We start from the raw sequence: 14,853 nt of genomic DNA on the forward strand, positions 1-14,853 counted from the left end.
ACGAAACCTCTTTTGAACGGAACGGATGCCATGCGGATTTATGCCTGCCCGACCTGCAACGCCACGGCGTATTTTGCGAACCGCCAATGTACCTGCGGCAGCCCGCTGGTCTATGATCCTGAGCAGGACCGCTTTGTCGCGGGCGCGCAAGGCTGCGCCAACCGTGCGCGGATTGGCTGCAACTGGCGGGTTGAAAGTCCCGACACCGGCCTGTGCCGGTCCTGCGCCATGACCGAAGTGGTGCCGGACATCAAGCAGGGGGCCAATCTGACCCTATGGACGCGCGCCGAGGCTTCAAATCGCTGGGTGCTGGCAACGCTGGGCCGCTGGGGCTGGTTTACGGATGCCGACACAGGGTCGCCCCCGCGCTTTCACCTGCTTTCCGAAGTCACCGCCAAAGGGCGCGCCAATGTGGTGATGGGCCATCAGAACGGTCTGGTCACCATCAACCTTGCCGAAGCCGACCCGATCGAGGAAATTCGCCGTCGCGAGGCGCTGAGCGAACGGCTGCGCACCATGACAGGGCATTTCCGCCACGAGATTGCCCATTTCCTGTTTGAACGTCTGGCCGCCAGCCGCCCCGGTTTTCTCTCGCAGTTCACGCAGGTCTTTGGCGATCCGCAAGCCGATTACGGTGCCGCGTTGAAACGCCATTATGCCAACGGGGCACCAGCGGACTGGAACAGCCGTTTTATCAGCCCTTATGCCTCGGCCCACGCGCATGAGGATTGGGCGGAAACCTCGGCGCATGTGATGCACCTGACCGATATGCTGGACAGCGCTGTCGAGGCGGGGCTGACGCTGCCAATGCTGAACAATCTGAAATACGACGCCTATGCCGAAACCGATGCCCGCGCCCTGATCAAAACGGCGGCGGCCTATGGTCTGGCGCTGAACCATGTGAACCGCTCGATCGGGCACCATGACATCTATCCCTTTGTCCACAGCCCTGTGGTGCTGGACAAGATGGTCAAGGCGCATGGCTGGCTGTGCGGGGCAGGTGCTTAGCGTCGAAAGGTCAGGGGGCTGCGGTCGTTATGTCGCATCGCTGAGCGGGGCAGTCATTCGTTTAGATCGCGGTTAATGTCCGGTTTGAGCTCTTATTGCCTATCGCTTCGTTCTCTCAATGCGGCAATCTCCGCCCAACCGCATATGGCTGTGACGACAAGACACCACACTCCAAGCGCCGTCACCGATAGCAGGTAGATTGGTACCGACAGATTTGCGATGCTGGCCGGAAAAAATGAGCACCGGACAAAGCCCTTCACTGCGCTGCCGTCACAAAGCGTTTCCGCTAAGTACAGATATATAAACAACGAGATTACCACCAAAGTGACAAGTTTAGCAGTGAGCTTCATGACGACCTTCACACGAGAAACAGTTGAGAAGTGCGCCCAAGCCAATGCGGCTATCGCTGGCGATATGTGTACTGCAAATGCGGTGATTGCCGGCAGCAAATCTTTCAATTCAAAGCAGTCCTTGCCAAGTTCCAATGCTAGCAACAGTTGAGGGAATGATCTGTTTGGTCAAGGTCCGCTCCGGCCCAGATCAGAAATGCCCGACGTTCGGGCTAACACGGCCGGACTCTATCCTATCGGGGCAATCTCGATCAGGTGGTTGTCATAGGCCAGCTGCGCCGTTCGCAGCAGTTGCGTGGTGCTGTCGGCATGGATCACACGGCCCAGCCCGGTCGTTGCCAGCAACCCGTCCCTGGCCGCGACCACGCCACAGACGTCCTGTTCGGCCAGCCGCTGCACCATTGCGCCGCTGCCTGCGTCAAAAACCTCAAGCGTGCCGCCCCGTGGCGAGGTGATCGCCACCTGCGCGCCATTGCCCGAAAAGGCGATGCTGCCAACGTAGCCCTCAAGCGCCGAGGCATCGCCCAGCAGGCGCAAAGCCTCGCCACGCCGGTGCAGGCCCACCAGCGCAGGCGACCGCGCCACGTCGCCCTGCCATTGCATCCCCACGGCCACCAGCCCGTCCGCCCGCACCGCCAGATGGCGGGTCGAGGCGTGGTGGTGGGGCGATTCAACCATGTCCAGCAGGTCGCCGTCTTCGGACAGATAGGCCAGATTGGGCTGCATCGTGGGCAGGTTCAGCTTCAGCCGTCCGCTGTCGGGATGGGTGTCGATGCCGCCGTTGGCCACGACAAAACCGCCCTGTGGCAGCAGTTTCATGTCATGCGGGCCGATCCCGCCCGAGGCAAACTCGCCAATGCGGGTATATCCCGCGGCCACGTCCCAGACGCCAATGCGCCCTTCGCCTGCGTCATAGTCGTTTTCGGTGGTGAACAGATACTGACCGCTGGCGTCAAAGCTGCCGTGGCCATAGAAATGCCGCCCCTCGGGGCTGTCCAGTCGCGCCAGCACCGTACCATCGCGGCAATCAAGCACCAGCGCAAAACGCCCCGGTCTGCGGGCAAAGGCCACGGCGACGGGGCGGGACGGGTGCGCGGCAGCGGCATGGCCACGGGCGGGCAGCGGAATGCGGAAGCGTTCGGCACCCTTTCGGTCCAGACCGGTCAGCACATAGCTGTCATCGGGCAGACGCGCCGCCGACAGGTAGGCCGGACTGCCCGCGTCGGCCCATGTGGGCACGGGGGCAAGGCCCGAGGCCAGAAGCCCTGCAAGGAACTGGCGGCGGTTGGCCATATCAGTCTCCGTCCAACGAGTTGAAACCCGCGCTGACGCCCAGCTGCGGCCCCAGCTTCATTGCCAGCAGGTCGCGGATGCTGTCGATGTTTTGTTGCAGCACTTCCAGTTTCAGACGGCTTTGCGGCTGCTCCACAAGGCTGAAATCAGCGCCCCCGTCGATCTGCGCAATCTCTTCCGCACGGGCAAAGGCCACGTCAAAGGCCGCGTCAATCTCGGCTGTCAGCGCGGCATCCTCCGATGACAGCGCGCGGGCCAGCTGTTGCAGGCTGGTCAGCGACACCACCACATTGTTCAGCGACCGGCCCGAGCGGCGCATTTCGGCGCGGGTGGCGCGGGGGCGATCATATGTGCCAAGCGGGCGGCCGATGCGGGTGTCTGAATCGAATTCCAGCCCCGTTTGCAGGGCTTTGTACAGCTCTTGCAAGGCTTCGGCGTTGGATTGATAGGTTGCGTTGGTGGGATCGCGTAGCAGGGGGGCGTAACGGTCGTTCCAGTCCTGTGTGATGGCGATGGCTGTGGCGTTCGCATCCTGTGCCAGCGCATGCACCAGCGCACAGCGCGCATCGCTTGGCGGATAGGCGGGATCGAACAGCAGGAATTCCATCGCATAAAACCCGCGCCCCGCAACAGAGGCATCCGCCACAGCAGGGGCCTTGTCTGACAGCAATGTGTTCAGCGCCTTGGGCGTGGCTCCGCGGGGGTCGGGCCAATAGGCCAGCGCGAAACCGCGATTGTCCACCTCGGTCGGACCAAAGCGCAGATGCGCCACCGCCTGCCAGGCATCCGAAGCCTGCGCCCAGGCCTCGACAGGGGCGCAATCTTCGGCAGCCGCAAGGGCCGCCGTGGCCGCGCTGAGACGCGCAAACCCCGGCAGAATGCTGTGGTCAAGCGCGGCATCGACCCGCGCATCGGCCATCGCCGAAAGTGGCAGCAGGGCAAAGAGGATGGCAAGACGCATCACAGGCTCTCCAGATAGGACACAAGGGCATCGCGGTCGGGTTTGGGCATGGCCAGCACGCGTTCACGCGCAGGTCCGGCTTCGCCGCCGTGCCACAGGATCGCTTCCATCAGCGAGCGTGCGCGCCCGTCATGCAGGAACTGCGTATGCCCCGACACCTGTTGCGTCAAACCGATCCCCCACAGCGGCGCTGTGCGCCATTCGGTGCCGCTGGCCACCGCTTCGGGGCGGTTGTCGGCCAGACCGGGGCCCATGTCGTGCAGCAACATATCGGTATGGGGCCAGATCAGTTGAAAGCTTTGCTCTGGGCGGTCGTTCAGACGGCTGGTGACGAATGACGGCTGGTGACAGCTGGCACAGCCCGCGTCGTAAAACACCTGCTTGCCATGCAACACCTGCGGGTCGTCCACATTGCGCCGCGCAGGCACACCCAGATTGCGCGAATAGAACACCACAAGGTCCAGCCCCTCCTGGTCGATCTCGTAGCCGCGCACGTCTTTGTCGCCATGGGGGGCCTTGCGACAGGCATCTTGAATGGTGGAACATTCGCCAAAGGGATCGGTGAACAGCGGGTTGGAAATGCCGATGTCACCGGCAAAGGCCCCTGCGCTTTGCTGCATGATCGTGGGCGCGCCGGCCTTCAGGCCAAAGCGGCCCAGCATCGGGCGGTCGAATTCGGCGGACCACACAATGTTGGGACGGCCCGAAATGCCGTCACCGTCGGCGTCGTCAGGATCGGCATGTGCAAGAATGTCAGCCGCTGGGATCGCTTCAAGCAGGCCCAGACCGATCATCTGCGGTGCCACGCGCGGCGACAGCATCGCCTGCGGATGCAGCGGGCCATAGCCCAGATCGGCGGCGGTATAGGTCGGATCGCGCAGCATCACGGTGGTGCCATCTGCAAAGGTCACCGGCAGGTCGGCATACGCGATCTGCAAACGGTATTCGGCAGCTATGCCGGGCAGGGCAAAGTCCTGCAACTGCGTGCCATAGGTCGGGTCGGGGGCGGTGCCCAGATAATCCTGAATGTCCGCGATTTTTGCCGAATCGTCCGGGATCGAGATGCGCAGGAACATCGACACCGCGTTTTCGGCATCCGGCCCCGGCGGGTGTCCACGCCCGTCTTTCAGATGGCAGCGCTGGCACGAACGCGCGTTGTAAAGCGGCCCCAGCCCGTCGGATGCCAGTGTCGACGATGGTGCCGACACCCAGATCTTGCGGAACAGCCCGTTGCCAACCTTGAAATCCAGCTCTTCCTCGAAGCCGAGGTTTGCTGAGGGCTGAGAGAACGCATCGGCGTTGGGTTTGACGCGCACGGTGGCCGCGCCGCCTGGCAGGTCTTCGAATTTTTGCGGAGCGTTGAAATCACGCGGCGGCGCAAGCACTTTTGCGATGCGCGCGGCTTCGGCGTCGGTGCGCGGGATCGCATCAAGGTGCGGATCGGCGGTGATGGCTGCATATGGATCGGGATGTGCGCCCACCTGCGAGATCATGGTGACGCCGACACAGGCGGCGAGAACGAGGGAGCTTGTCTTTTTCATAAACCTGAGCAATATTGTCAGAAATTCGAGTCGTCCAGTCTCTTATGACGGTAACACATGGATTTGAGCATGAAAGCCTCACATATTCAGCCCTTGTATGCCCTTGAACCGGATCAAGTGGAACCCGACCGGGCCACATTGGCGGCGCTGCGTATTGCCGCATGTGGCTGCCGCGCCTCGGCACGTCTGGGGGTCGAGCAAGCCTGTGCGCTGATCGACGCATCCCCCGAAAAGGCGCTGCACACCTTGCTGGGCGCGTTGCCCGAGGCCTTTGGCCGCCCGACGCGGTTCTATCGGCCGGGCGAAGCCGAACTGAGCTTTGACGAACGTTGGGTGCTCGCGGCGGTTGATGCGGCAAGACGCTCGGACGATGACAGCCTGTACTTCCTGATTGCGCGCCGTGTTCCAGCTTGTTTGCGCCGGTGGGTCGCATTTTTGGTGCGGCGCGTTGCAACCATTGTTCCTTGCAATGCGTTTGCAACGGACAGCTGAACGCCAAACTTCAGAATGACCAAAGGAGCACCCCGATGGGACAACCCGTATCAGAAATCAGCACAAGCGCCCGCGAAGCCATTGCCGAAGCGCTGAATCAGGCCGTGGCCGAAACCGCCGTGGCCACCATGCTGGCGCAGAACTTTCACTGGAATGTCAAAGGCATGGCTTTCGGTCCGCTGCACGCGCTGTTTCAGACCATGTACGAAGATCATTTCGTGGCGCAAGACGATCTGGCCGAACGCATCCGCGCGCTGGATTGCCACGCCGAAGGGCAGCTGGCAGGCATGTTGAAACGCTCGAAAATTGCCGAGCAGGACGGTCACCAATCGGATAAGGAAATGATCAAGTTGCTGCTGGACGCGCAGGAACAGCTGTCCGCGACCCTGTCGGGGCTTGAGCATGTCTCGTCTGAAAACGGTGATACGCTGACCGAGGATCTGGCCATCGAGCGGGGTCGCGTACACGAAAAATTCGCCTGGATGCTGCGCTCGCATCTGGCGTGATGAATGGGTACAGACCCTGGGGTCCAGACCCTGGGGCCCTGGGGATCGGGTGTTAACAGGCCAGCGTCGCACTTTCGGTGGGCGCTGGTTTTTCATTTGCAGGCTGCCCTTGATGCCGGAAACTCTGTGCCATGCGGGGTTGCGGCCTGTCGCATCCGCCGTTGTGGCATCGGCCATGGCGCAACTGTGTGAAACTATAGAAAAAACTGGACAGGTGCAGGCTCTGTGGCCAAACTGTGGCACATTGAAATTGGCATCCGAACGAGGACCGACATGCATATGAAATCCATTTTGACCGGCGCATTGGGTCTGACCCTGCTGGGCGCCTTGCCCGCAATGGCTTCTGACAGCCCGAAAATCTACGCCTACCCGAGCAGCGCAAATTACTGCCCCGCAGGCCTGCAACCCATTACAATCAGTGGTGTTATTTGCTGTGGCGTTCCGAACCAGTCGATGTCGTACAGCGAAGTGATGACGCATCCCGTCACACGCCGCAAAGCACGCAAGGCCAGCTACGATTGCCCCATCGGCACCAAGGGCTGCACTTACGATTAAGCCCGTGCGCAGATCAAAGGGCCCGACATGCCGCCGGGCCTTTTTCTATGTCTTGTGGAAATTCAGAGCAGCGCCAGATCGCCCGCCATTTGACGCCCGTCGCGCCCCTCTGACAGTTCGTAGCTGACCTTCTGGTTGTCAGCCAAACCCGTCAGCCCCGACCGTTCCACAGCTGAAATATGTACAAAAACGTCGTTTCCGCCTTCATCCGGTGCGATAAAGCCATATCCTTTTGTGGTGTTGAACCACTTCACGGTGCCAGTTGGCATAATCCCGTGCCTCCTTCTTCCTTACATTCACTCCCGTGGCCCCACGGGACATTGCTGTAACACCACAACGGGGCCGAACCCGTTGCCGCCGCTACATCTATAAAGATTGACCAATCGCGGAGAAAATCAAGGAAAAGCCATGCAATCCGGGAACAGATTTCCTATTTGATGCATCTAAGGAGGACGATGATGAAAATTTACGGTCTGAAAACATGCGATACCTGTCGCAAGGCACTCAAGGCGTTGCCGCAGGCAGAGTTTGTTGACGTGCGCAAGGATGGCGTGCCAGCGGATGTGATGGCGCAGGCACAGGCGACCTTTGGAGATGCATTGACCAACACCCGCAGCACCACATGGCGCGGACTGGATGCAACAGCGCGGGCTTTGCCGCAGCTTGAAGTTCTGACCGCGCATCCATCGCTGATGAAGCGCCCGCTGATCGTGACAGGCACCCACATGTATCTGGGCTGGGACGCGGCCACGCGCGATGCACTTGGTATTGAGGGGTAGATCATGCGCAACGCAGCCTTAACCCTTGGGATCATCGCGGGTATCATCGGTTTGTTTGTCGGGTTTTTCAGCTATGGCTATACCGAGGCCGTGACCCGCTATGGCGAGATTGAAGGTCTGGCCGAGCAGGTGCGCAACATCGGACTTGTGCGCACGATGGCGGTTCTGGCACCGCTTCTGGCCCTCGCCGGCGGTGCGATGGCGCGGGCGCGCGCGCTGTGGGGCGGGGTGCTGATGCTGGCATCGGCGCTGTGCATGATGCTGGGTTTCGGTTGGGGCGTGTTTACCATGTTCCCGATCACCATGGCCGGGCTGGGCGGCGTTCTGGCGCTGGCCGCAGGCAAGCCCGACCGTCCGGTGTCACATTTTTGAACGGCGCAGGGACAAAAGAGCCGCATCAGCGCTCACCGGCCCTGCGCCCTTGACTACCAGTATCATCAGCAACAGCAGCCACAGGGCGCGCTGATCGACAATGGCCGCATCCGAGATATGGTCGAACCACATGCCAGTGGTTTTCGCGCCAACCACATGGCCAGTAATATCCACAAAGCTTTGGATCAGAACAAAGCCGATCATGCCAAGCGCGCTTAGCCGGGTCAGCAGGCCCAGCGTGATCAGCAGCGGCAACAGAAACTCGGCCCAGGTGCCCATTACCGCAATCAGTTTATGCCCCACGCCCAGTTGCGAGGCGTCATAGTCCAGAGCCTCGACAGCCTTGGGGAATATCTGCACATAGGCGGTGTCTGACAGCCAGATCAGACCGCCAATTCCGTCGCCGAACTTGGTCATCGCCGACACCCAGAAGTAGAACAGCAACACACCGGCAAAGACCACACGGGCCAGTGTTGGCAGCAGCCAGTCAGCGCGTTCCAGCAGTGCGGTCAGACGGGAGTATTGCTGAATCATAGGGTGTCTTTCGTGGTCAGCCTGCTTACGGCGTTTTGTGCAAACAACAGCGCCATCGGCGCGGCGATGTCACAGTCAGGGTCCGCCGCAAGGGCCGCATCCTGCGCGGTGTCCAGCCTGGCGCCCTCCATCAGGGCCGCGACCCAGGCGCCCTGAGCAGGCGACAGCGGGTGGGGTGAGGGATCATATTCGGCGCGGGTGACCAGAACGTGCTGGGCGACGGGCTGTGGCTTGGGGGCGGCCTCTTCGGTGTTGAAACGCCAGATGTCATGCAGCGGCCAGACCGAAGGGATCAGATGCACCGTGGGCGCAAAGCCAAGCTGCGTTGCGCCAAGCTGTTCGGGCGTCAGATCACCCAGCCGTGCGGCGTCCACCGCTGTGCTGTCGGCGGCGTGATAGGACAGACGCAGCGCCTGTTCCAGCCGGGCCACATCGCCCAGATAGCCCAGATGCGCCAGCTGTGGCACCTCGGCCAGAAAGGCGTCAAAGCCCGCGCCATAGCGTTGCATGATCGGCAGGGTCGGCGGCTGAGCGCGGATGAAGGCCCCGGCGACAATGTCGAAATTCTGCGGCCCGATCAGTTTGCGCACCACCGGAAAACCCGCGCGCATCACATCGGTCAGCGATTGCATGACATTGTTGCGGTAAACGTCAAAGCGTTTGCCCGCTTCCGCCCCGTGCCCGTCGTGCAACCCGTCAGGGGCGGTTTGTGCCGGGTCCAGCAAGGCGGTGACAAACGGTTTCATACGGTCGCCAGCGCATCTGCGGCGCGGCAGGCTTCGCTGCGCAACGTTGGCCAGTCCGGCACGTCGTTGTCCCATTCCACCAGCACGGGCTTTGGCCCCGTCCGTTTCAGCACATAGTCCAGCAAAGTCCAGACCGGATCGACAACCGCGGTGCCATGGCTGTCGATCAACAGCGTTGCGCCGTGTTCGTCAGTGTCTTCGGCGTGGCCGCCCACATGCATTTCGCCCACGGCGTCCAGCGGGTAGGCGTCGATGTAGTTTTCTGCGCTGGTGCCAAGGTTGGTGGCCGAGATGAACACGTTGTTCACATCCAGCAGCAGCCCGCAGCCGGTACGCCGCACCAGTTCGGCCAGAAAGGCAGTCTCGGACCATGTGCTGTCTTCAAAGGCCAGATAGCTGGACGGGTTTTCCAGCAACATCTGACGGCCCAACGTGTCCTGCACCTGATTGATGTGGGCGGCCACATGGTCCAGCGTTGCATCGGTATAGGGCAGCGGCAGCAGATCGTTCAGGTATTCGGCCCCGTGGGTCGACCATGCCAGATGTTCCGAAAAACTGGCGGGTTGCAGCCAGTCGCACAGGTGTTTCACCCGCGCCAGATGCGCGGTGTCCAGATCCTGCGCGCCGCCAATGCTCAGGCCCACACCGTGCACCGATGTGGCGAATTGCTCGGACAGTGCACGCAATTGCGCGATCTGGCGGCCACCGTCGCCCATGTAGTTCTCGGCATGGACCTCGATCCAGCGTACCGGGCCGGGATCATCGCTCAGCCCCTGAAAATGCGCGGGCTTGAAGCCGACGCCGGGGGCACAGGGCAAGGTGTTGGTGATGTGGCGTGCGTCCAGCATGTTGGTGGCCTTTCACGCAGGGTTCATCGGGCCACAGGTGGCCCGATGATGCCAAAGCTTGCCTGCCTCAGGCAGAGGGCAGGTCGCGGTCCAGCGCTTCCAGCGAGCCGGTGCGCGGGGTGCCATCGGCCATCGCAGGCAGTTCCATGTCAACGCAGGTGCCTGAATTGACCAGCGTCCATGCGTTGCCTTGGTAATCGACAGTCGACGTGCCGGCACAGGTGGTGCCTTCGCCCGCCTTGCACGAGTTTTCACCGGCCAGCGAAACGCCATAGCATTTTTCTTTGGACGCAGCGCTGACACCACTGGTTTGCGCGGCCATCGCTGCGGCCACAGCGCCCATCAGAGCGGCGGTCTTGAGTGTATTGGACATCTTCAGTCTCCCTAAAACGAATAGCTTGCTGTGGGCATTCACGGCCCCTGACGTCAGCCTAGCGGTTTACGCTTATAGCGTGCCACTCACGAGCCTGTGAATCACATCTACGTTAGAGGATGTCAGCACAAAGCGCGAAATCTTTCAGGATTCACGGTGTTTGTTGCAGATCATCCCTGCCGCCACGGCCCGGAAAGGCCGCTTTGTAACATGCTGAGCGGCACGGCACCGGTGTTTCGTCCGGTGCCGTGCCAAATGTGTCAGCCGCGCATGTCGGGCGGGGTGGCTTCATCGCTCAGCGCTTGCAGCACGTCGTCCAGCGATTGCACGCTGGTCTGCTTTTCGCCCAGACGGCGCACCGACAGGGTGCGTTCCTCGACCTCGCGCGCACCCACGGCCAGGATGACAGGCACCTTGCCAACAGAATGTTCGCGGACCTTGTAGTTGATCTTTTCGTTGCGCAGATCCGCCTCGGCGCGCACGCCCTTGGCCTGAAGTGCGGCGACAACCTCGCGCACATAGTCATCGGCATCGGAAATGATCGAGGCCACGACAACCTGACGCGGGGCCAGCCAGAACGGCAGCTTGCCTGCGTGCTCTTCGATCAGGATGCCGATGAAGCGTTCAAAACTGCCCAAGGTCGCGCGGTGCAGCATATAGGGGCGCACCTTGGCACCGTCCTGCGCGATATAGGTCGCATCCAGCCGTTCGGGCAGGTTGGGGTCGACCTGGAATGTGCCACACTGCCAGACCCGCCCGATGGCGTCGGTCAGGTAAAAGTCCAGCTTGGGGCCATAGAACGCGCCGTCGCCGGGTTCCAGCGTGTAGGTGCGGCCGGTCTTGCGGATGGCTTCTTCCAGCGCGTTTTCGACGTAATCCCACGATTCCTCGGTGCCCACGCGCTTTTCGGGGCGGGTGGCGAATTTGATCTCGAAGGTGGGAAAGCCCAGCTCGGCGTAGATGTCGGCCAGGAATTCGATGAACCGGGCGCATTCGGTTTCGATCTGATCCTCGGTGCAGAAGATATGCCCGTCATCCTGCGTAAAGCCGCGCACCCGCATGATGCCGTGCAGGGCACCCGAGGGTTCGAACCGTGCACAGGATCCGAATTCGGCCAGCCGCAGCGGCAGGTCGCGGTAGGATTTCAGGCCCTGATTGAACACCTGCACGTGGCAGGGGCAGTTCATCGGCTTCAGCGCGTTGATGCGGGTCTGGGCCTTGTTCTTGACCGCAGCGTCGTCGTTTTCGCCATCGCGGCTTTCGTCCACTTCGACGATGAACATGTGGTGCTGGTACTTGTCCCAGTGGCCCGAGGCCTCCCACAGCTTGCGGTCCACGACCTGCGGTGTGTTGATCTCGCGGTAGTCGCCCGCGCGCTGCTTGCGGCGCACATAGTCCTGCAACTCGGTGTAGATGGTCCAGCCGTTGGGGTGCCAGAACACCTGACCGGGGGCCTCTTCCTGCATGTGGAACAGGTCCATCTCGCGGCCCAGCTTGCGGTGGTCGCGTTTGGCGGCTTCTTCCAGCATGTTCAGGTGCGCGCGCAGCTTTTCCTTGCCGGTGAAGGCCACGCCGTAGATGCGTTGCAGCATCTGGCGGCTGCTGTCACCGCGCCAGTAGGCACCGGCGATCGACATCAGCTTGAACGCGTCGCCGGGCACCTGTCCGGTGTGTTGCAGGTGCGGACCACGGCACAGGTCCTGCCAGTCGCCATGCCAGTACATGCGCAGCGGCTCGTCGCCCGGAATGCTTTCGATCAGCTCGACCTTGTAGGGCTCGCCCCGGTCTTCGTAGTATTTGATCGCAACATCACGCTCCCAGACCTCGGTGCGGACGGGATCGCGTTTGTTGATGATCTCTTTCATCTTCTTTTCGATCTCGCCCAGATCTTCGGGGGTGAATGGCTCGGCGCGGTCAAAGTCATAGTACCAGCCGTCCTTGATGACGGGACCGATGGTGACCTTGGTGTCGGGCCAGATTTCCTGAACGGCGCGGGCCATGATGTGCGCCAGATCGTGACGGACCAGTTCGTTGGCCTGCTCTTCGTCCTGCATGGTGTGAATGGCGATCTGCGCGTCGGCGTTGATCGGCCACTGCAAATCCCAGTGCTGGCCGTCGACGGTCGCGCTGATGGCCTTTTTGGCCAGTGATTTCGAGATGCTTTCGGCGACTTCGGCGGCAGTGATGCCGGCATCATAGTCGCGTGCATTGCCATCGGGGAAAGTAAGGGAGACTTGGGCCATCTTGGCACTCCTCGTCAGTTTGGCGCCCACGGAACGCCCGGTTGCGGGTTATATGTGTGCCAGCCTTTTGGCGGGGCTGCGCGGCTGCGTCAAGTGGTTGGGGCAGCCGATGGTGACATTCGTGCCGACAGCAGCAGATGCGCAAGGGCGACGGTCATGCCGATGGTGGCGGCAAAGCCCAGGGCCGACAGGCCTGCGTGCAGCAGCACCCAGCCGCCGATGGCCGAACCGACAGCGGCTCCCACATAGATCGCGGCCGCATTCAGCGCCAGAACCACCGTGGCCTGCGACCCGGCCAGCCCGATCAGCCGGGTTTGCTGTGCCGCCATGAACGCCCAACCGCTCATCGCCCACACGGTCGTCAGGCCCATCAGGATGATGTCCGACAGTGGCAGCAGCGAATAGACCGGCAACAGCACGATCTGACACAGGCACAGCGCCACCAGCGTGCGCTTCCAGCCCAGCCGGTCGGTCAGCAGACCGCTGGCCAGATTGCCGATCACAGCCCCCACGCCCGACACCGCCAGCACCAGGGTCACACCATCGCGGCCATAGCCCATCGTCTCGCTCAGCAGCGGTGCCATATAGGTGTAAAGGATATAGGTCGCGCCAAGGAATGTGCTGGTGAACAGAACCGCAAAGATCATCCGCAGATTGCGCAGCACTTCACCCAGATCGCCCAGCGTGATCGGCTGGAATTTCAGGCCCGCTGGCACGTGCCGCCAGATCATCACGATACAGGGCAGGGCCAGTGCCACAACGCACCAGAACCCCCAGCGCCACCCGAATGTATAGGCGATGTAGCTGCCCGCAGGCACGCCCAGCACCTGTGCCACGCTGAACCCGAAGAACACCATCGCCAGCACCCGCGCGCGTTGCGCGGGCGGAAACAGCGCCGCAGCGGTGGCGGCGGCCACGGGCGTGAACAACCCCGCACCGGCTGCGGCCAGCACGCGGGCGGCATTCAGCACCAGCATCGACGGGGACAGCGCCGACATCAGCGCGGCCAGCGCGAACATCACCAGCCCCAGCGCCATCACACGCCGTCGCCCGATCCGCCCGGTCACGGCCACCAGCACGGGTGACAGTACCGAATAGGACAGCGCATAGACGGTCAGCAATTGTCCGGCATGGGCAGGCGTAATCTTCAGGTCGGCACCCAAGGGTTCCAGCATTCCGACGATGATGAAAGCACCCACGCCGATCAGAAAATTCCACAGGGTCAGAACGGGGATCAGCATTCTCGGGGGTGCTTGCATGTCAAAGCTTTGGTGCGCGCGCGCGCAAAGCGCAAGGCCCGCAAAGTGAGCGCGGTTTTGACGTTGGGTCACGTCACAGGATGCGTGGCAACAGCCCCCGGCACGCAGAAGCGCATCGCGCAACAATCGAGTTGAACGCGCGCGCTTCCCTGCGCAGACTGCGGCCAACATCCGAAGCCAGGGAGCCGGTCATGTCAGACCCGAAATATCTTGAAACCCCGCAAGGGCGGCGCATCGCCTATCACCTGACGCCGGGCGATGGTCCTTGTGTGGTGTTTCTGGGCGGGCTGAAATCCGACATGGAAGGGACCAAGGCCGTGCATCTGGAGGCATGGTGCGCCGCTCAGGGGCGTGCGTTCCTGCGGTTCGACTATTCCGGCCACGGGCAAAGCAGTGGCACGTTCGAGGAAGGCTGCATAGGCGACTGGGCCGAAGATACCGCTGCCGCCATCACCACGCTGACGACGGGCAAAGTGATCCCTGTCGGGTCATCCATGGGAGGCTGGCAGGCGCTGCTTTTCTGCCGCGCGTATCCTGAACGGGTTGCGGGCCTTGTTACCATCGCCGCTGCGCCGGATTTCACAGAAGACGGATATTGGGCCAACTTCACCGACGCGCAAAAGGCGGCGCTGGAACGCGACGGGCAAATCGCGATGCCCTCGGACTATATGGAACCCTATGTCATCACCAAGCGCATGGTGGACGACGGCCGCGCGCAGTTGGTGCTGCGCGATCGGCTGCCGCTGCCCTTTGCCGTGCGCAGCCTGCAAGGCACCGCCGACACCGCCGTCAGCACGGAAACCGCCGTGCGCCTGCTGAACCACGCGGACAGCCCCGATATGCGGCTGTTGCTGGTCAAGGATGCCGATCACCGCTTTTCTGACGGTCCCTGCCTGGGGCTGATCGAGCAGGCGGTGCGCGACGTGACCCCTGCGGCGGCCTGATGGGCCTGCGCGAATCGATCCATGTGATTGCGGAGGCAGAGCGACCGGA

At 62.1% G+C, this 14,853-nt stretch carries 18 protein-coding genes; 7 read left to right on the forward strand and 11 right to left on the reverse strand.

Features of this window, described 5'->3' with window-relative positions; all coding sequences use genetic code 11:
- Positions 1–30: 30 nt before the first annotated feature.
- Positions 31–1,008: a putative zinc-binding metallopeptidase gene (locus DSM107133_RS05645; protein ID WP_114293744.1), complete on the forward strand. Its 978-nt coding sequence runs from the start codon at positions 31–33 to the stop codon at positions 1,006–1,008.
- A gap of 92 nt (positions 1,009–1,100) precedes the next feature.
- On the opposite strand, the gene DSM107133_RS05650 is transcribed toward DSM107133_RS05645, so the two are convergent.
- The 4 genes from DSM107133_RS05650 to DSM107133_RS05665 form a co-directional block, all read right to left on the reverse strand.
- On the reverse strand, positions 1,101–1,493 hold the full coding sequence (locus DSM107133_RS05650; protein WP_205387831.1) for a hypothetical protein: 393 nt from the start codon (positions 1,491–1,493) through the stop codon (positions 1,101–1,103).
- 93 nt (positions 1,494–1,586) lie between these two features.
- A complete protein-coding gene (locus tag DSM107133_RS05655) occupies positions 1,587–2,651 on the reverse strand; it encodes a DUF1513 domain-containing protein (RefSeq protein WP_114293746.1) in 1,065 nt (354 codons plus the stop codon).
- A 1-nt stretch (position 2,652) separates the two neighbouring features.
- On the reverse strand, positions 2,653–3,612 hold the full coding sequence (locus DSM107133_RS05660) for an imelysin family protein (protein ID WP_205387832.1): 960 nt from the start codon (positions 3,610–3,612) through the stop codon (positions 2,653–2,655).
- Positions 3,612–5,105 carry a di-heme oxidoredictase family protein gene (locus DSM107133_RS05665; RefSeq protein ID WP_240310550.1) on the reverse strand — a complete coding sequence of 498 codons (1,494 nt, stop codon included), beginning with the start codon at positions 5,103–5,105 and terminating at the stop codon, positions 3,612–3,614. Before DSM107133_RS05665 ends, DSM107133_RS05660 begins: the two co-directional genes overlap by 1 nt.
- A gap of 117 nt (positions 5,106–5,222) precedes the next feature.
- On the opposite strand from DSM107133_RS05665, the gene DSM107133_RS05670 reads away from it, so the two are divergent.
- The 3 genes from DSM107133_RS05670 (at position 5,223) to DSM107133_RS05680 (ending at position 6,706) form a co-directional block, all read left to right on the forward strand.
- Positions 5,223–5,645 (forward strand): hypothetical protein, encoded by a 423-nt coding sequence (locus DSM107133_RS05670; RefSeq protein ID WP_114293749.1) that lies wholly within the window; start codon positions 5,223–5,225, stop codon positions 5,643–5,645.
- Between the two features lie 35 nt (positions 5,646–5,680).
- On the forward strand, positions 5,681–6,151 hold the full coding sequence (locus DSM107133_RS05675) for a DNA starvation/stationary phase protection protein (protein WP_114293750.1): 471 nt from the start codon (positions 5,681–5,683) through the stop codon (positions 6,149–6,151).
- A 279-nt stretch (positions 6,152–6,430) separates the two neighbouring features.
- A complete protein-coding gene (locus tag DSM107133_RS05680) occupies positions 6,431–6,706 on the forward strand; it encodes a hypothetical protein (protein ID WP_114293893.1) in 276 nt (91 codons plus the stop codon).
- 62 nt (positions 6,707–6,768) lie between these two features.
- Here the strand turns inward: DSM107133_RS05680 and DSM107133_RS05685 are convergent, their stop codons facing one another.
- Positions 6,769–6,975: a cold-shock protein gene (locus tag DSM107133_RS05685; protein ID WP_114293751.1), complete on the reverse strand. Its 207-nt coding sequence runs from the start codon at positions 6,973–6,975 to the stop codon at positions 6,769–6,771.
- Positions 6,976–7,164: 189 nt separating this feature from the next.
- On the opposite strand from DSM107133_RS05685, the gene DSM107133_RS05690 reads away from it, so the two are divergent.
- Together DSM107133_RS05690 and DSM107133_RS05695 are read left to right on the forward strand one after the other, a co-directional pair.
- Positions 7,165–7,485 carry an ArsC/Spx/MgsR family protein gene (locus tag DSM107133_RS05690; RefSeq protein ID WP_114293752.1) on the forward strand — a complete coding sequence of 107 codons (321 nt, stop codon included), beginning with the start codon at positions 7,165–7,167 and terminating at the stop codon, positions 7,483–7,485.
- 3 nt (positions 7,486–7,488) lie between these two features.
- Positions 7,489–7,857: a hypothetical protein gene (locus DSM107133_RS05695; protein WP_114293753.1), complete on the forward strand. Its 369-nt coding sequence runs from the start codon at positions 7,489–7,491 to the stop codon at positions 7,855–7,857.
- Here the strand turns inward: DSM107133_RS05695 and DSM107133_RS05700 are convergent.
- The 6 genes from DSM107133_RS05700 to DSM107133_RS05725 all read right to left on the reverse strand — a co-directional run bounded on the left by DSM107133_RS05700 (position 7,846) and on the right by DSM107133_RS05725 (position 13,842).
- Complete coding sequence (locus DSM107133_RS05700) at positions 7,846–8,391, reverse strand: DoxX family membrane protein (protein WP_114293754.1); 546 nt, start codon at positions 8,389–8,391, stop codon at positions 7,846–7,848. The genes DSM107133_RS05695 and DSM107133_RS05700 overlap by 12 nt on opposite strands.
- Positions 8,388–9,137 carry a DNA-binding domain-containing protein gene (locus DSM107133_RS05705; protein ID WP_114293755.1) on the reverse strand — a complete coding sequence of 250 codons (750 nt, stop codon included), beginning with the start codon at positions 9,135–9,137 and terminating at the stop codon, positions 8,388–8,390. The genes DSM107133_RS05700 and DSM107133_RS05705 overlap by 4 nt, the downstream gene beginning before the upstream one ends.
- A complete protein-coding gene (locus DSM107133_RS05710) occupies positions 9,134–9,985 on the reverse strand; it encodes a DUF692 domain-containing protein (RefSeq protein ID WP_114293756.1) in 852 nt (283 codons plus the stop codon). Before DSM107133_RS05710 ends, DSM107133_RS05705 begins: the two co-directional genes overlap by 4 nt.
- A 67-nt stretch (positions 9,986–10,052) precedes the next feature.
- A complete protein-coding gene (locus tag DSM107133_RS05715; RefSeq protein WP_114293757.1) occupies positions 10,053–10,358 on the reverse strand; it encodes a DUF2282 domain-containing protein in 306 nt (101 codons plus the stop codon).
- A 260-nt stretch (positions 10,359–10,618) separates the two neighbouring features.
- Complete coding sequence (gene thrS / locus DSM107133_RS05720; protein WP_114293758.1) at positions 10,619–12,601, reverse strand: threonine--tRNA ligase; 1,983 nt, start codon at positions 12,599–12,601, stop codon at positions 10,619–10,621.
- Between the two features lie 89 nt (positions 12,602–12,690).
- A complete protein-coding gene (locus DSM107133_RS05725) occupies positions 12,691–13,842 on the reverse strand; it encodes an MFS transporter (RefSeq protein WP_243253587.1) in 1,152 nt (383 codons plus the stop codon).
- A 209-nt stretch (positions 13,843–14,051) separates the two neighbouring features.
- On the opposite strand from DSM107133_RS05725, the gene DSM107133_RS05730 reads away from it, so the two are divergent.
- The gene (locus DSM107133_RS05730) at positions 14,052–14,804 is read left to right on the forward strand and encodes an alpha/beta hydrolase (RefSeq protein WP_114293760.1); all 753 of its coding nucleotides are present in this window, start codon (positions 14,052–14,054) and stop codon (positions 14,802–14,804) included.
- The last annotated feature ends 49 nt before the right edge of the window (positions 14,805–14,853 follow it).

Source organism: Pseudosulfitobacter sp. DSM 107133, assembly GCF_022788695.1.
Lineage (GTDB): Bacteria > Pseudomonadota > Alphaproteobacteria > Rhodobacterales > Rhodobacteraceae > Pseudosulfitobacter.

What these genes read in the sequence shown, in the direction of transcription:
- DSM107133_RS05645 (WP_114293744.1), top strand. Translation starts at nt 31, where the DNA reads ATGCGGATTTATGCCTGCCCGACCTGCAACGCCACGGCGTATTTTGCG.
- DSM107133_RS05655 (WP_114293746.1), bottom strand. Translation starts at nt 2,651, where the DNA reads ATGGCCAACCGCCGCCAGTTCCTTGCAGGGCTTCTGGCCTCGGGCCTT.
- DSM107133_RS05660 (WP_205387832.1), bottom strand. Translation starts at nt 3,612, where the DNA reads ATGCGTCTTGCCATCCTCTTTGCCCTGCTGCCACTTTCGGCGATGGCC.
- DSM107133_RS05665 (WP_240310550.1), bottom strand. Translation starts at nt 5,105, where the DNA reads ATGATCTCGCAGGTGGGCGCACATCCCGATCCATATGCAGCCATCACC.
- DSM107133_RS05670 (WP_114293749.1), top strand. Translation starts at nt 5,223, where the DNA reads ATGAAAGCCTCACATATTCAGCCCTTGTATGCCCTTGAACCGGATCAA.
- DSM107133_RS05675 (WP_114293750.1), top strand. Translation starts at nt 5,681, where the DNA reads ATGGGACAACCCGTATCAGAAATCAGCACAAGCGCCCGCGAAGCCATT.
- DSM107133_RS05680 (WP_114293893.1), top strand. Translation starts at nt 6,431, where the DNA reads ATGAAATCCATTTTGACCGGCGCATTGGGTCTGACCCTGCTGGGCGCC.
- DSM107133_RS05685 (WP_114293751.1), bottom strand. Translation starts at nt 6,975, where the DNA reads ATGCCAACTGGCACCGTGAAGTGGTTCAACACCACAAAAGGATATGGC.
- DSM107133_RS05690 (WP_114293752.1), top strand. Translation starts at nt 7,165, where the DNA reads ATGAAAATTTACGGTCTGAAAACATGCGATACCTGTCGCAAGGCACTC.
- DSM107133_RS05695 (WP_114293753.1), top strand. Translation starts at nt 7,489, where the DNA reads ATGCGCAACGCAGCCTTAACCCTTGGGATCATCGCGGGTATCATCGGT.
- DSM107133_RS05700 (WP_114293754.1), bottom strand. Translation starts at nt 8,391, where the DNA reads ATGATTCAGCAATACTCCCGTCTGACCGCACTGCTGGAACGCGCTGAC.
- DSM107133_RS05705 (WP_114293755.1), bottom strand. Translation starts at nt 9,137, where the DNA reads ATGAAACCGTTTGTCACCGCCTTGCTGGACCCGGCACAAACCGCCCCT.
- DSM107133_RS05710 (WP_114293756.1), bottom strand. Translation starts at nt 9,985, where the DNA reads ATGCTGGACGCACGCCACATCACCAACACCTTGCCCTGTGCCCCCGGC.
- DSM107133_RS05715 (WP_114293757.1), bottom strand. Translation starts at nt 10,358, where the DNA reads ATGTCCAATACACTCAAGACCGCCGCTCTGATGGGCGCTGTGGCCGCA.
- thrS (WP_114293758.1), bottom strand. Translation starts at nt 12,601, where the DNA reads ATGGCCCAAGTCTCCCTTACTTTCCCCGATGGCAATGCACGCGACTAT.
- DSM107133_RS05725 (WP_243253587.1), bottom strand. Translation starts at nt 13,842, where the DNA reads ATGCTGATCCCCGTTCTGACCCTGTGGAATTTTCTGATCGGCGTGGGT.
- DSM107133_RS05730 (WP_114293760.1), top strand. Translation starts at nt 14,052, where the DNA reads ATGTCAGACCCGAAATATCTTGAAACCCCGCAAGGGCGGCGCATCGCC.